The organism is Streptomyces sp. PL-29 (assembly GCF_058344425.1).
Genome location: NZ_CP136996.1, coordinates 5,375,073 through 5,389,365, shown reverse-complemented (window position 1 = coordinate 5,389,365; position 14,293 = coordinate 5,375,073). Strand labels below are relative to the sequence as shown.

The following is a 14,293-nucleotide window of genomic DNA, read 5'->3' as shown; positions in this document are numbered from 1 at the left end:
CCGCTTCCCGGGGCGTGCGGTCCGGAGCCGATGGTGGTGCGCCGGCCCCGGTCTTCCCGCTCCATCCGGGCCGGGTGGAGCGGGAAGACCGGGGCCCGCACACGGCGTCCGTACGCCGTCCACGGAGCCTGGCGGCGACGGTCCGAAGGTGCGAAGGCGCTCCGGGGGTGCTGCAATGAGCTGGAGTGCTGCCCCTGCACCGTGCGGCGGGGAATGCGCCGCCGGAAACAGGCGGCGGCCCACGGCCGGTCACCCCCCACCGGACAGCACGTGAGGAGCCGTGATGAGCGACGACATCGAAACGATGGGGCCCGTCGACTACCTGATCGTCGAGTTCCCCGGCAACAGGATGACCGGTGAGGGCTTCCCCCTGCTCGTCGATCTGGTGGAACGCAACATCATCCGCATCCTCGACCTGGTCTTCGTCCGCAAGGATGCGGACGGTTCGGTCGTCGCACTGGAACTGAAGGACGCCGGCGGCGGTGAGATGGACCTCTCCGTCTTCGAGGGCGCGGCCTCCGGCCTGCTGGGCCAGGACGACATCGACGAGGCCGGTGCCGCTCTGGAAGCGGGCAGCTCGGCCGGCATCCTGGTGTACGAGAACGTCTGGGCGGCGCCGTTCGCCCGCGCCCTGCGGCGCGGCGGCGCGCAGTTGGTGGCCGGCGGCAGGATTCCCGTCCAGGCGCTGCTGGCCTCGCTCGACGCCATGGAGGCGTGAGCGCGGACCGCGGGCCGCGGGCCGCGGGCGGCAGCAGTCCCGACTCCCCGTCCCGCGGCACATGACGACCTGCGGACCGGACGCGCGTTGCGACCGTCCGCCCTTCGGCAACCTGGGAGATGACGCCCCATGCCCGGACTTCTTCGTGGAGTCGCCCGCACCGCCGTCGTGGCCGGGACGGCCACCGCGGTCTCCAACCGCGTATCGCGGCGGCAGGCGGGCCGCTGGTCCCAGCAGGAGTACGAACAGCAGCAGGCCGCGGCGCCGCCGCCCCCGCCGCAACCGGCCCAGGCCGCTCCTCCCCCTCCGCCGCCCCCCGGCGACGACATGAGCGGCAAGCTCGACCAACTCCAGAAGCTGGGCGAGTTGAAGGCCCAGGGGCTGCTGACCGAGGAGGAGTTCGCCCAGCAGAAGGCCAGGCTCCTCGCCGGCTGACCGGCCGCTCGGTGACGGGGGACGGGAAGGGATGACCCATGACGGCACCGCGCACCCCGGCGCCCGCCGAGCCGCCCCCGGAGGGCGACCGGCTGCGGGACATGCTGCGCACGCCGGGCTACCTCAAGCTCCTCGTCCTGTGCGCGCTCATCGGCATCCCGGTCTCCCTGGCGGCGTTTTGGTTCCTGGTCGCCCTGCACGAGCTGGAGCACCTGGTGTGGGCCGATCTTCCGGAGGCCCTCGGCTGGAGCGGCCCACCCTGGTGGTGGCCGGTGCCGCTGCTGCTGCTGGCCGGCGTCCTGGTCGGGCTGGTGGTGACCCGCATGCCCGGCGCCGGCGGCCACATCCCCGCCTCGGGGCTGCACGCGGGAGGGGCCACCTCGGCCGCGCTGCCCGGCGTCATCCTGGCGGCGGTGCTCAGCCTGCCGCTGGGTGCGGCCCTCGGCCCGGAGGCCCCGCTGATCGCACTCGGCGGCGGGCTCGCGCTGCTGTTCCGGGACTTGGCCCAGGCGCCCACGACCCCGCAGAGCACGGCGATCCTGGGCGCGGCGGGGGCGGCCGCGGCCATCTCCGCGATCTTCGGCAATCCGCTGATCGGCGCCGTGCTGCTGATGGAGGTGGCCGGGGTGGGCGGACCGCAACTCTTCGCGATCATGCTGCCGGCCCTGCTGTCCAGCGGGGTCGGCGAGCTCGTGTTCACCGGCTTCGGCCGCTGGACGGGCCTGGCGACGGGCAGCCTGAAGCTGGACCTGGACGGCCCCTTCCCCCGCCTCGACGCCCCCGACGTGCTGTGGTCACTGCTGCTGGCGGTCGTCCTGGGCGTCTTCATGCACCTGGTGCTGGCCGGCGGCCGGTTCGCCTCCGTGTACGTGGCCAGGCGGCCCGTGGCCCACACGGCCGTCTGCGCCGTGGCCGCCGGTGCCGCCGCAGCGCTCTACGCGCTGGTCACCGGCAACTCCCCGGTGGACGTCGCCTCGTCGGGCCAGGCCGTCATGGCCGACATGGCCGCCGATCCGCAGGCCTGGGGCATCGGGGCGCTGATCGCGGTCCTGCTGTGCAAGGGCGCGGCGTACGCGCTCTGCCTGGGCAGCCTGCGCGGCGGGCCGGTCTTCCCCGCCCTGTTCCTGGGAGCGGCCGCGGGTCTGCTGTTCGCGCCACTGCCGGGGCTGGGCGTCATTCCGGGCCTCGCGGCCGGCATGGCCGCCGCCACCACGTGCGCGCTGCGGATCCCGGTCAGCAGCGTGGTGCTCGTCGTGCTCCTGCTCGGCAGCGGCGCGATGATCCCCGTGATCATCCTCGCGTCCGTGGTCGCCTTCGTGGTCACCGAACTGCTGCCGCCCGGGCCCGAGGTGGCGCCAGTGGGCCTGCCGGTCGCGACCCGCGGGGCCGGAGCGAAGTGAGGAAGGAGCACGTCATGGCGGATCACGTGAGCGGAGTCCGGCCGAAGGCCGCTGCGCCGGCCGCCGGCAGGGTCGGCTTGGGCGCCCTGGACGGCTGGCTGTACTTCGCCGGGTTCCTGATGGTCTTCGGCGGCCTGGCGACGTTGTCCTCGGGCATCTCCGCGATCGCCGGGGACGAGGTCTTCCTCTCCACCCCGGACTACGCCTACGCGTTCGGCCTCACGGGCTGGGGCTGGGTCCAGCTCGTCCTGGGCGTCGTCCTCTTCTGCGCCGGAATCGCCGCGCTCCGGGGCGCCCTGTGGGCCCGAGTCGTCGGCATCGTGTTCGCGGGTCTCAGCATGGTCTCCGGCTTCATGTGGCTTCCGTACGCGCCGTTGCGGACCCTGGTACTCGCGGCCGTCGACGGCCTGATCGTCTGGGCGCTGTGCACGGCCCCCCGTCCGACGAAGGACTGAGCCGCGGTGCCGGCGGAAGCCGCGCGGCCGACTCCCCTGGTGCTCGTGGTCGGCGTGTCCGGGTCGGGCAAGACCACGGTGGCCCGGCTACTCGCCGACCGACTCGGCTGGCCCCACCGGGACGCGGACGAGTTCCACTCCCCGGCCAACCGGGCCAAGATGGCCGCCGGACACCCCCTTGACGACGCCGACCGGGCTCCCTGGCTTGCGGCCATCGGCGCCTGGATGGACCAGGAGGCCGGGGCGCACCGCCCCGCCGTCGTCACCTGCTCGGCGCTCAAGCGCTCCTACCGGGACCGGCTGCTGCGCGGGCGGCCCGGGGCGCGCCTGGTGTACCTGCACGGCACGCCGGAGCTCGTACGGGCCCGGCTGGGGGCCCGGCACGGCCACTTCTTCCCGCCGGCCCTGCTGGACAGCCAGTTCGCCAACCTCCAGGAACCAGGACCCGACGAGCGCCCCGTGATCGTGGAGGTCGACCAGCCGCCGCGGGCCGTGGCGGCGGCCGCGCTCTCGTTGCTGGGCCTCTCCGCCCCTTCCCCGCCGTCCGAGGAGGCTCCCATGTCCGCACAGACGCCCCGGTCCGCAGGCCCGACGGGTGAGCAGTGGGAGCTGCGTCACGGCGGGCAACGCGCCTTCGTCGTCGAACTCGGCGGCGCCCTGCGCCACTACGAGGCCGACGGCGTGCCCCTGTTGGACGGGTTCGCCGCCGATGAGCCCGTCACCTCGGGGCGCGGCCAGATCCTCGTACCCTGGCCCAACCGGGTCGGCGGCGGCCGCTATCACTTCGACGGAGCGGACCTGCAGCTCCCCCTGAGCGAGCCGGAGCGGCACAACGCGATCCACGGGCTGCTGCGCTGGACCCCGTGGCGGCTGCTCGCCCACTCCGGGAACGCCGTGCGGGTGGGCACCACCCTTCACCCACAGCCCGGATACCCCTTCCTGCTGGAGGTGTTCGCCGAGTACCGGCTCGACGACGACGGCCTGGAGGTGCTGGTCCGCGCCGTCAACACGGGCGGGGCGCGGGCCCCGTACGGCGTGGGGCAGCACCCGTACCTGACGGTCGGCACCGGTCTCGTCGACACGGCACTGCTGACCGTGCCCGCCCGCCACCGGCTGACCGCCGACGACGAGGGCCTACCGACCGGCGAGGTGCCCGTCGCGGGCACGGAGTACGACTTCCGCTCCGCCCCGGCCCATCGGTGCGGGAGCGCTGGACACCGCCTTCACCGGGCTCACACGCGAAGCGGACGGGCGGGCCGTGGTCCGGCTGGCGCACCCGGCGGGCCACCGCGGTACCGACCTGTGGCTCGGCGAGGGCACCCGGTACGTGCAGGTCTACACGGGCGACACGCTGGCCGAGCCCGGGCGGCGCCGTCGCGGTGTCGCCGTGGAGGCGATGTCCTGTCCGGCGGACGCCTTCCGCACCGGCAGCGGGCTGACCGTCCTGCAACCGGGGGCCGGCCATACGCTGCGCTGGGGTCTGCGCCCCTGGACGGCCACCGGCTGAGGCGGCGATCCGATGACCCGGCACCCCGCACCGCCCGTCCCCCGGCCCATGAGCGCCGAGGACTTCCGCACGCTGTACGAGCGGCTGCGCGGGACGGCCCGGCCCGGCCCGGACGGCGTGCGGCGCGGGGCGCTGCGCCATCTGACACCCGCCCGTGTGGCCGCGGCCGCGGCCGGGGTCCGGCTCGGCCGTACGGTGTCCCTGGCGGCGCCGATCGAGACCCGGCCGGGCCCGGACGACCCGGAGCCGGCCCAGCACCGGATGACGGGGCCCGCACCCGGCGAGGCCGGGGCCCCGGGACTGCACTTCGCCCTCGACCGGTTCGCCATGAACGTCCACGGGGACGCCGACAGCCACCTCGACGCGCTGAACCACGTGCTGTTCGACGGCGAGTTGCACGGCGGGGTCCCGGCCGGGGACCCGGCCGCGCCGGAGGTCCGGTCACTCTCCGTGGACCTGGTCCGCGAGGGCATCGTCGGGCGGGGTGTGCTGCTGGACGTTCCGCGCCTGCGGGACGTGCCCTGGCTGGAGCCGGGGGAGCACGTGACGGCGGACGACCTGACGGCCGCGGAGGCCGCCCAGGGGGTCCGCGTCGGCCCCGGGGACCTGCTGCTGGTACGGGTGGGGCACCGGCGCCGCCGCAGGGAGCTCGGGCCGTGGGAGGCGGCCGTGGCGCGCGCCGGCCTGCACCCCTCCGCCATGCCGTTCCTGGCCGAACGGGAGGTCGCCGTCCTGGGCGGCGACGGCAACAACGACACCGCGCCCAGCGCGGTGGCGGACGTCGCCTTCCCCGTGCACGTCCTGGCCGTGCAGGCGATGGGAGTGCACCTCATGGACTACCTGCAGCTGGAAGAACTGGCGGGGGCCTGCGCGCGGGCCGGCCGGTGGAGCTTCCTGTGCGTGGTCGCGCCGCTGCGGCTGCCGGGCGCCACCGGCTCTCCGGTGAACCCGATCGCCGTGCTGTGACGGCGCTCCGCCCCGGGGCGGGCCCGGCCCGGTCGCCGACCGGCTCGCGGGCGGCTAGCTTCGAATGGGTGGGAATGCTTGGTCTCCGCTCCGCGGAGTGGCAGGCCCCGGTCCGACGGGCGGGGCCACGAGCCCAAGGACGGTGGTCGACATGGGCGACTCTCCCCACTACGACGTGATCATCATCGGCACCGGCGCCGGGGGCGGCACCCTCGCCCACCGGCTGGCCCCCTCCGGCAAGCGCGTGCTCCTCCTCGAACGCGGCGGCTACCTGCCGCGGGAGCGGGACAACTGGGATTCCAGCGCCGTGTTCGTCAAGGGCAAGTACCGGGCTCCGGAGTTCTGGTTCGACCAGCACGGCAACGCGTTCCCGCCGGAGGTCAACTACTACGTCGGCGGGAACACCAAGTTCTACGGAGCCGCCCTCTTCCGGCTGCGGCCCGAGGACTTCGGCGAGATCCGGCACCACGGCGGCATCTCCCCCGCCTGGCCGCTGCGGTACGAGGACCTGGAGCCGTACTACACGCAGGCCGAGCACCTCTACCGGGTGCACGGGCGGCACGGGGAGGACCCGGGCGAGGGGCCGGTGAGCGCGCAGTACGCCCACCCTCCGGTCGCACACGAGCCACGCATCCAGCAGTTGAGCGACGACCTGGAGCGGAAGGGACTGCACCCCTTCCACCTGCCCATCGGGGTCGACCTCGTCCAGGACGCCGACGGGCGGGCCGCCCCCTCCAGCGCGTGCATCCGCTGCGATCGGGTGGACGGCTTCCCCTGCCTGGTGCGCGGCAAGTCCGACGCCCAGGTGGTCTGCGTGGAACCCGCCCTGGAACATCCCAACGTGGAGCTGATCACCGATGCCCGCGTGGTCCGGCTGGAGACCGACGCGTCAGGGCGCAATGTCACCGCCGCCGTCGCCAGGCTCGCGGACGGCTCCGAGACCCGGTTCCGCGCGGACGTCGTGGTCGTCTCCTGCGGGGCGGTCAACTCCGCCGCGCTGCTGCTGGCCTCGGCCGGCGACCGTCATCCCCGGGGGCTGGCCAACAGCTCCGGCGTGGTGGGCCGGCACTACATGCGGCACAACAACCTGGCCCTGATGGCGGTGTCGAGGGAGCCCAACCCCACGCAATTCCAGAAGACCCTGGCGCTGCACGACTGGTACCTGGGAGCGGACGACTGGGACTTCCCGCTCGGCGGCATCCAGATGCTCGGCAAGTCGGACGCCGCGCAGATTCACGGGGAGGCGCCGCGCTGGGCCGGGGCGGTCACGCCGGACATGCCCTTCGAGGTGCTGGCGCACCACGCGGTCGACTTCTGGCTGTGCGGCGAGGACCTTCCGATGCCCGACAACCGCGTCACCCTGGACGGTGCCGGCGCCATCCACCTCGCGCTCGACGAGAAGAACAACACGGAGGGCCTGAACCGGCTCCGGCACAAGCTCCAGGGCATGCTCGGACACCTGGGCATGCACGAGCACCACCTGCTGCCGCACAGCATCTACCTGCACAAGGGAATGCCGATCGGGGCGACCGCGCACCAGGCGGGAACCGTCCGCTTCGGCACGGACCCGGCCTCCTCGGCCCTGGACGTCAACTGCAAGGCCCACGACCTCGACAACCTCTACGTGGTCGACACGAGCTTCTTCCCGAGCATCGGCGCGGTCAACCCGTCCCTGACCGCCATCGCCAACGCCCTGCGGGTCGGCGACCACCTCCTGGCCCGGCTGAACTGACCCCGGCCTCCGGGTCTGCGCCGACCGGAGGAAGATCCTCGACCGAACGGCGCAACCGGCGCCCGCCCGGCAGGTCCCCCGCCACGGCCGGTGATTACGTGGGCGGTCGGTCCGGCCCGCTGCGGTCGGGGCGTGCCGGGGCCCGCTCGTCGAGGAGGCAGCACAACGTGGATTCCACCGTGGGCGCACCGCAGGGTGTGATTCCGGCTCATCTGCTGAAGGGTCAGAAGGCGCTGGTCACCGGCGCCAACTCCGGTATCGGGAAGGCGACCGCCATCGGGCTCGGCAGGGCCGGCGCCGACGTGGTGGTCAACTACGTGGCCGACCGGGAGTCCGCCGAGGCGGTCGTCCGGGAGATCGCCTCGTTCGGGGTGCGCGCGGCGGCGTACGAGGCGGACGTGTCCCAGGAGGACCAGGTCGTGGCCATGATGGACCGGATGGTCCGGGAGTTCGGCACGATCGACATCCTGGTCGCCAACGCCGGCCTGCAGCGGGACGCCCCGTTCACCGAGATGACCCTCGCCCAGTGGCAGAAGGTCCTGGACGTCAACCTGACGGGGCAGTTCCTGTGCGCCCGGGAGGCGACGCGGGAGTTCCTGCGGCGCGGCGTCGTCCCCGAGGTGTCCCGGGCGGCCGGGAAGATCATCTGTATGAGCTCGGTCCACCAGGTCATCCCGTGGGCGGGCCACGTCAACTACGCCTCCTCCAAGGGCGGCGTGCAGATGATGATGGAGACCCTGGCCCAGGAGCTCGCACCGCAGAAGATCCGGGTGAACGCGGTCGCCCCCGGGGCCATCAAGACGCCGATCAACCGCGGCGCCTGGGAGACCGAGCAGGCCCGTGAGGACCTGCTGAAGCTGATCCCCTACGACCGGATCGGCGATCCGGACGACATCGCCCACGCGGTCGTCGCCCTCGCCTCCGACCTCATGGACTACGTGGTGGGGACCACCCTCTACGTCGACGGCGGGATGACCCTCTTCCCCGGGTTCGCCACGGGCGGCTGACTCCCCTCCCCGGCTCCCAGCGAAGGCACGCATGCACACCACGGTTCTCCTGCTGGCGGCGGACGCGCCGGCCCAGCTGCTCCCGGCCCGGCAGCTCATGGCCTTCACCCTGGCCTCGCACATCATCCTGGTGCCGATGGGGGTGGCCCTGCCGTTCATCACCCTGCTGATGCACTACCGGGGAATCCGCCGCGACGACCCCACCGCCCTGCTGCTGGCGCGGCGCTGGTCGGCCGTGATGGCGGTGCAGTTCGCCGTCGGAGTCGTCACCGGCACCGTCCTGTCCTTCGAGTTCGGCCTGCTCTGGCCGGGGCTCATGGGCAAGTGGGGTGACGTGTTCGGCATCGGCTTCGGTGTCGAGGGGTGGGCGTTCTTCCTGGAGGCGGTGCTCATCGCCATCTACCTCTACGGCTGGCGCCGGCTGAAACCCCGTACGCACTTCCTGCTCGGGCTCCCGCTGCCGGCTGCCGCGCTGATGGGGGCGTTCGGCATCCTGGCCGCCAACTCGTGGATGAACACCCCGCGCGGGTTCACCCTCGACTCCGCCGGCAACCCGGTCGACGTGAACATCTGGAAGGCGATCTTCACCCCGATGTTCGGGCCGCAGTACTGGCACTTCGTGGTCGCGATGCTGCTGACCGCCGGATACGTGGTGGCCGGTGTCTACGCCGTCGGATGGCTGCGGGGCCGCCGGGACCACTACCACCGGCTCGGCTTCACCATCCCCTTCACCGTCGCCGCGATCGCCACCCCGATCCAGTTCTTCCTGGGCGACTCCATCGCCCGGCAGGTGTTCCACAAGCAGCCCGTGAAGTTCGCCGCCATGGAGATCGTGTGGGAGACCGACACCCACATGCCGGAGTACATCTTCGGCCGGCTCCACCCGGACGGAACGGTCTCGGGCGGCATCAAGATCCCCCAGCTCGACTCCATCCTGGCCGGCTTCAGCCCGGACACCAAGGTGATGGGGCTGGCCTCCGTCCCGGAGAGCGACCGCCCCAACGCCACCCAGGCGACCATCGCCCACTGGGCCTTCGACCTCATGGTCGTGATCGGGTCCGTACTGGTGCTGCTCGCCCTCTGGTACGCCGTGGTCTGGCTGCGGCACCGCAGGCTGCCGGCCTCCCCCTGGTTCTGGCGCAGCGCGGCCTGCGCGGGCGTCGCGTCCGTCGTGGCCGTGGAATGCGGCTGGGTGACCACCGAGGTGGGACGCCAGCCGTGGATCGTCTACCAGAACATGCGGGTCGCCGAAGCGGTCACCGCGACCCGCTCGACGACCTTGTGGATCATGTTCGGGCTGGTGATCGTGGTGTACGTGTTCGTCTTCGGCGCGTTCCTCGCCATCCTGCTCACGATGCGCACCCGATGGCGTCTCGCCGACGCGCAGCAGGGGGCGGAGCCTGCCGTCGAGGCACCGGAGGCGGACACCCCGTACGGGCCGCGCTCCCCCGTCCCGTCCGGACCGCCGCCCTCGTCGTCGTCATCAGCCCCCGGGGACGGCCGCCCGTGACCGCCGACGTCATCGCCTTCGCGCTGCTGCTCGCCGTGACCGCCTACACCTGCGCGGGCGGCACCGACTACGGGGCCGGCTTCTGGGACCTCACCGCGGGAGGGGCGCAGCGGGGCAAACGGCAGCGATGGCTCATCGACCACGCCATGGCCCCGGTGTGGGAGGTCAACAACGTCTGGCTGATCTTCATCTTCGTCATCATGTGGACGGGGTTCCCGGTCTTCTTCCAGACGGTGTTCTCCGCGATGTGGGTGCCGCTCGCCCTGGCCGCCGTCGGCATGGTCCTGCGCGGTGCGGGCTTCGCCTTCCGCAAGGCCTCGCGGCGGCTCGCCGGGCGGCGGCTGTTCGGGAGCGTGTTCGCCGTGTCCTCGCTGGTGACTCCCTTCTTCCTCGGCGCGGCCGTCGGCGGCATCGCCTCGGGCCGGGTCGCGCTCGGCACGGAGGCCTCGGCCGAGGCCTGGTCGAACCCCACCTCGCTGCTGTTCGGGCTGCTGGCCATCGCGACCACGGCCTTCCTCGGCGCCGTGTTCCTCTCCGGGGACGCCCGCCGCTTCGGCGCGCCCGACCTCGTCGACCACTTCCGGGGGCGGGCGCTGGCGGCGCTCGCGGCGGTCGCCGTCCTGGCCGTGGTCGCGCTGTTCGTCACGCGCACCGACGCCCCGCACGTGTGGCACGGCCTCACCCACGGCATGGGCCTGCTCTTCGTCCTGCTGGCCGCGGCGGCCACCTTCGCCACGGCATGGCTGCTCCTGCGCCCGCCGGGGACCTGGGTGCGTGTCACGGCCGTGGGGGTCGTCGCGTCGGCCGTCCTGGCCTGGGGCATGGCCCAGCGGCCCTACCTCATCCCCACCTCGCTGACCGTCGCCGACGCGGCGGGGGCTCCCTCCACCCTGACCTGGCTGGCGTTCGTCACGCTGGTCGCCCTCGTGGTCGTCGCCCCGGCCCTCGTCCTGCTGTACTGGCTGGACACGCACGGCGAACTGGAGTCGCTCGGCGACGCCGACCTGCGGCGCGGCGGCGCCGAACCGGGGAAGAGCGCCGATGGGGGCTGACGGCCGCCCGCCGGGTACGGGCGGCCGTGTTGGAACGCCTCCGTGACCGGGGACCGGCTCCTCCTCGGGATCGCCCTGACGGTGGCGCTGGCCGCCGCCTCCCAGATCCTCGCCGCGAAGCTGCGCGTGCCCGCGCTGCTCCTGCTGCTGCCCGCCGGGTTCGTCACGGGGGCGCTGACCGACGTCATCCACCCGAACGACCTGCTCGGGCCCGGTTTCTCCGCCCTGGTCTCCCTGGCGGTGGCGGTGATCCTCTACGACGCGGGGCTCGGGCTCGACCTGCGCCACCTCACCGGCCGCACCCGGGGGATCGTCGGCAGGCTGCTGGTGGCCGGTGTCCTCGTCACCTTCCTGGCCGTCGCAGCCGTCGCACCCGCGCTGTTCGGCATGTCGCTGGCCAGCGCCACGATGCTGGGCGTGATCCTCGTGGTGTCGGGCCCGACGGTCGTGGGGCCGCTGCTGGACTACGTGCGGCCCACCGACACGCTGCGGCGCATCCTGGTCTGGGAGGGGACGCTGATCGACCCGATCGGAGGCATCCTCGGCGCGCTCGTCTTCCACGGCGTCTCCTCCACGCACTCGGAAGTGGGCCGGGGCCACCAGCTGGGCCAGTTCGCGATCAGCATGGGCGTCGGCCTGGTCGGCGGCGCGGTGGGACTGGCCCTGCTGTGGCTGACGCTGCACGTCATGCGGCTCGGCGAGACGCTCGGTACGATCGCCCAGCTGGCGGTGGTGATCATCGTGGCGGCGGGGTGCGACATCGTCCGAGACGACACCGGGCTGATCGCCGCGACGGTCACCGGGCTGGCGGTCGCCAACCTCCCCGGCTTCGACATGCCCGCCCGCAGGCCCTTCTTCGAGACGCTCGTCCAGCTGATCATCGGGCTGCTGTTCGTCTCGATCTCGTCGACCGTGACCCCGGCGTCCCTGACGCCGGTCCTGCTCCCCTCCCTCGTCCTCATCGCGTTCCTGGTTCTGGTCGTCAGGCCGCTCGTGGCCTTCGTCTCCACCGGGAAGTCGGAGCTGGCCCGCGGGGAGAGGAGGTTCATCGGCTGGATGGCGCCGCGCGGGATCGTCGCGGCCTCCACGGCCTCGGCCTTCGCCGCCGGCCTCTCCGACCAGGGTTTGGCCGGCGCCTCGAAGATCCTCCCCGTCACCTTCCTGGTGATCGTGGGAACGGTTCTGCTCTACGCGCTGACCGCCGCTCCCGTGGCCCGCAGGCTCGGTGTCGTCCGCCCGTCCCGCTCGCGCCCGCTGCTGGTGGGCGGCGACCACTGGGTCGTCGACCTGGGCAGCGCCCTGCGGGCGGCCGGGCTCGACGTGCTGATGTGGGCCGGCAGCGAGGACGAACGGGAGCGGATCAGGGACGCCGGGCTGGAACTGGCCCGGGGCGAGCTGCTGGCCGCGGCCTCCGACCCGCGCGCCCGCCTGGAGGGCGTCACCACCGTCTTCCTGTGCACGGACGACGACAACTTCAACGCCCTCGCCGCGGTCATGGCCGAGGGCAACGTCGAGGGCCCCGTGTACCGGGTCGGGCCCCCGCACGACAAGGGTCTCGGCGTCGTCGCCCCCAGCGCAGGCGGCGAGGTCCTCTTCGGCTCCCGGCTGGTGCGGCACGTCCTGGCCGAGCGCTACCGGCAGGGCGCCCGGTACCTGGTGCAGTCGGCCGCCCGGCCGGTCCCGGCGGACTGCGAGACGCTGTTCGTGGTGCGCTTCGACGGCAGGCTCGACGCGGTCACCGAGAGCCGGTCCGGCGCCGTCGCCCCGTCGCAGGACGACACCCTCGTCCTGCTCGGTCCCGTACCGCCCGCGCCGGCCGGCCCGGAGCCCGCTGAGGGGCGTTCCGGGTGACGGGCGCATGCGGCGGCCGGGTGCCGGTCTTACTGTGGGACGGAAGGCGTCCCGAACCCCGCACCCCGCACCCGTCACCCCGATCCGGAGGCCGGAGGTCACCCGTGCCGCTGCCGCACCGACGTACGCAGGCGCCCGTGGGGCGACCGGATTCCCGCTGCGGCCCCTGATGTCCTGGGCCTCCCGGTTCCGGCTGCTGCAGTACACGAAGGCCAGCCTGTGGATGGTGCCGCTGCTCGGCCTGGTCCTCGGTGTACTGCTGGCGGAGTGGGCCGTGACCATGGACGCCACGCCATGGCTCCCGGCCGGCTGGCGCTACTCCGCCTCGACGGCCGCCGGCGTGCTGACCGCCATCGTCGGCGCCATGATCGCCCTGCTCGGATTCGTCGTCACGATCGGGGTGCTCGTCGTCCAGCAGGCCACGGGGACCCTGTCCCCGCGCTACATGCGCCTGTGGTACCGCGACCGGCTGCAGAAGGCGGTGCTGGCCACCTTCACCGGGACCTTCTCCTTTTCCTTCGCCCTGCTGCGCACCATCGAGCCGGACTCCGTGCCCGACCTCGGAGTCACCATGGCCGGGGCGGCCGTGTCCGTCAGCCTGTTGCTGCTGCTGGTCTACCTCAACCGCTTCACCCACAACCTGCGCCCCGTGGCCATCGCCGGCCTGGTCGGACGGATGGGCGAGACGGTCCTGGTCCGCGCGCAGGCCACGATCCGCGACGCGACCGCGCGCCCTTGGGACCCCGCGGCGCAGGCCGCGGGCGGTGCGGTCACGTACGTACCCGCCGAGCACGGCGGCGTGATCCAGGCGTTCCACCCGGAGAAGCTGACGGCCCTGGCGGCGCGCCACGACTGCGTCCTTGTGGTCACCCGTCTGGTCGGGGACTATGTGCCGCCGGGCGCGGTCGTCGTCGAGATCCACGGCGGCAACCCAGCCCCCGAGCAGCGGCAGGTGGCCGGGCTGATCGCCTTCGGCTCCGAGCGGACCATCGAGCAGGACCCGGCCTTCGCGCTGCGGGTCCTCGTCGACATCGCCGTCCGGGCGCTGTCCCCCGCCGTGAACGACCCGACCACCGCGGTCCAGGTGCTCAACGAGATCGAGGCGATCCTCCACGCGGTCGGGCGGGCCGGTCTGCGCAGCCGCTACGTGCTGGGCGACCGCCACGGCACGCCGCGGCTGGTGGTCCAAGGCCGGGACTGGGAGGACTACCTCCAGCTGGCCGTCACCGAGATCCGCGAGTACGGCGTCAGGTCCGTCCAGATCTGCCGACGGCTTCGCTCGCTGCTGGAGGGCCTGCTCACGGCGCTGCCGCCCGGCTGTCTGCCGGCTGTCCGCACCGAACTGACCCTGCTGCGCGCGTCGGTCGAGCGCGAGTACACCGACCCCGCCCGCCGCGCGCTGGCCCGCACCCCCGACTGCCAGGGCATCGGCGCCCGCCCCCGCCGCAGGTGACCGGCGCCGCCGGTCACCTGCGCCACCCCGGGGATGCGGTCGGGCACCGTCCGGCACGTGCCCCGGCTCCTGGCCACGACGCCCGCGACCCGGCGCGCACGGTCGCGTGGCTTTGTTCACGAGAACGGACAGCAGATGTTCACCACTTCGGGAGGCACATGAGCAACCGCTGAAATCGAACGTCCGGAAGCCGGGGCGAGCACCGCG

General features: G+C 73.2%; 12 protein-coding genes and 1 pseudogene. All 13 read left to right on the top strand.

The window, feature by feature from the left end; genetic code table 11:
• The first annotated feature begins 283 nt into the window (after nucleotides 1–283).
• Nucleotides 284–718, top strand: coding sequence for a DUF6325 family protein (locus tag R4Z63_RS24800; protein ID WP_172671424.1), 435 nt, complete (start codon nucleotides 284–286; stop codon nucleotides 716–718).
• Between the two features lie 129 nt (nucleotides 719–847).
• Nucleotides 848–1,153: an SHOCT domain-containing protein gene (locus R4Z63_RS24795; protein ID WP_491522591.1), complete on the top strand. Its 306-nt coding sequence runs from the start codon at nucleotides 848–850 to the stop codon at nucleotides 1,151–1,153.
• 38 nt (nucleotides 1,154–1,191) lie between these two features.
• Nucleotides 1,192–2,553 carry a chloride channel protein gene (locus tag R4Z63_RS24790; protein ID WP_037929671.1) on the top strand — a complete coding sequence of 454 codons (1,362 nt, stop codon included), beginning with the start codon at nucleotides 1,192–1,194 and terminating at the stop codon, nucleotides 2,551–2,553.
• A gap of 14 nt (nucleotides 2,554–2,567) precedes the next feature.
• Entirely contained in the window at nucleotides 2,568–3,008 is a 441-nt protein-coding gene (locus R4Z63_RS24785; RefSeq protein ID WP_384448419.1) for a DUF7144 family membrane protein, read from the top strand.
• Between the two features lie 6 nt (nucleotides 3,009–3,014).
• Nucleotides 3,015–4,139: pseudogene (locus R4Z63_RS24780) on the top strand (gluconokinase, GntK/IdnK-type); the annotation flags it as partial.
• 127 nt (nucleotides 4,140–4,266) lie between these two features.
• Entirely contained in the window at nucleotides 4,267–4,515 is a 249-nt protein-coding gene (locus R4Z63_RS24775) for a hypothetical protein (protein WP_491522590.1), read from the top strand.
• A gap of 48 nt (nucleotides 4,516–4,563) precedes the next feature.
• The gene (locus R4Z63_RS24770) at nucleotides 4,564–5,481 is read left to right on the top strand and encodes a cyclase family protein (protein ID WP_384448431.1); all 918 of its coding nucleotides are present in this window, start codon (nucleotides 4,564–4,566) and stop codon (nucleotides 5,479–5,481) included.
• Between the two features lie 151 nt (nucleotides 5,482–5,632).
• Nucleotides 5,633–7,213: a GMC oxidoreductase gene (locus R4Z63_RS24765; RefSeq protein WP_384448413.1), complete on the top strand. Its 1,581-nt coding sequence runs from the start codon at nucleotides 5,633–5,635 to the stop codon at nucleotides 7,211–7,213.
• A 212-nt stretch (nucleotides 7,214–7,425) separates the two neighbouring features.
• Nucleotides 7,426–8,220, top strand: a complete 795-nt coding sequence (locus R4Z63_RS24760; protein ID WP_106967708.1) for an SDR family oxidoreductase — start codon at nucleotides 7,426–7,428, stop codon at nucleotides 8,218–8,220.
• Between the two features lie 31 nt (nucleotides 8,221–8,251).
• Complete coding sequence (locus tag R4Z63_RS24755) at nucleotides 8,252–9,730, top strand: cytochrome ubiquinol oxidase subunit I (protein ID WP_384448410.1); 1,479 nt, start codon at nucleotides 8,252–8,254, stop codon at nucleotides 9,728–9,730.
• A complete protein-coding gene (locus R4Z63_RS24750) occupies nucleotides 9,727–10,782 on the top strand; it encodes a cytochrome d ubiquinol oxidase subunit II (protein WP_037929680.1) in 1,056 nt (351 codons plus the stop codon). Before R4Z63_RS24755 ends, R4Z63_RS24750 begins: the two co-directional genes overlap by 4 nt.
• Nucleotides 10,783–10,824: 42 nt before the next feature.
• Nucleotides 10,825–12,633: a cation:proton antiporter gene (locus R4Z63_RS24745; protein WP_384448406.1), complete on the top strand. Its 1,809-nt coding sequence runs from the start codon at nucleotides 10,825–10,827 to the stop codon at nucleotides 12,631–12,633.
• Nucleotides 12,634–12,802: 169 nt separating this feature from the next.
• Nucleotides 12,803–14,086, top strand: coding sequence for a DUF2254 domain-containing protein (locus R4Z63_RS24740; RefSeq protein ID WP_384448402.1), 1,284 nt, complete (start codon nucleotides 12,803–12,805; stop codon nucleotides 14,084–14,086).
• Nucleotides 14,087–14,293 lie beyond the last annotated feature (207 nt).

Excerpts from the sequence above, each read along its gene's own strand:
- R4Z63_RS24800 (WP_172671424.1), top strand. The coding sequence starts at position 284 with ATGAGCGACGACATCGAAACGATGGGGCCCGTCGACTACCTGATCGTC.
- R4Z63_RS24770 (WP_384448431.1), top strand. The coding sequence starts at position 4,564 with ATGAGCGCCGAGGACTTCCGCACGCTGTACGAGCGGCTGCGCGGGACG.
- R4Z63_RS24755 (WP_384448410.1), top strand. The coding sequence starts at position 8,252 with ATGCACACCACGGTTCTCCTGCTGGCGGCGGACGCGCCGGCCCAGCTG.
- R4Z63_RS24795 (WP_491522591.1), top strand. The coding sequence starts at position 848 with ATGCCCGGACTTCTTCGTGGAGTCGCCCGCACCGCCGTCGTGGCCGGG.
- R4Z63_RS24740 (WP_384448402.1), top strand. The coding sequence starts at position 12,803 with ATGTCCTGGGCCTCCCGGTTCCGGCTGCTGCAGTACACGAAGGCCAGC.
- R4Z63_RS24765 (WP_384448413.1), top strand. The coding sequence starts at position 5,633 with ATGGGCGACTCTCCCCACTACGACGTGATCATCATCGGCACCGGCGCC.
- R4Z63_RS24785 (WP_384448419.1), top strand. The coding sequence starts at position 2,568 with ATGGCGGATCACGTGAGCGGAGTCCGGCCGAAGGCCGCTGCGCCGGCC.
- R4Z63_RS24790 (WP_037929671.1), top strand. The coding sequence starts at position 1,192 with ATGACGGCACCGCGCACCCCGGCGCCCGCCGAGCCGCCCCCGGAGGGC.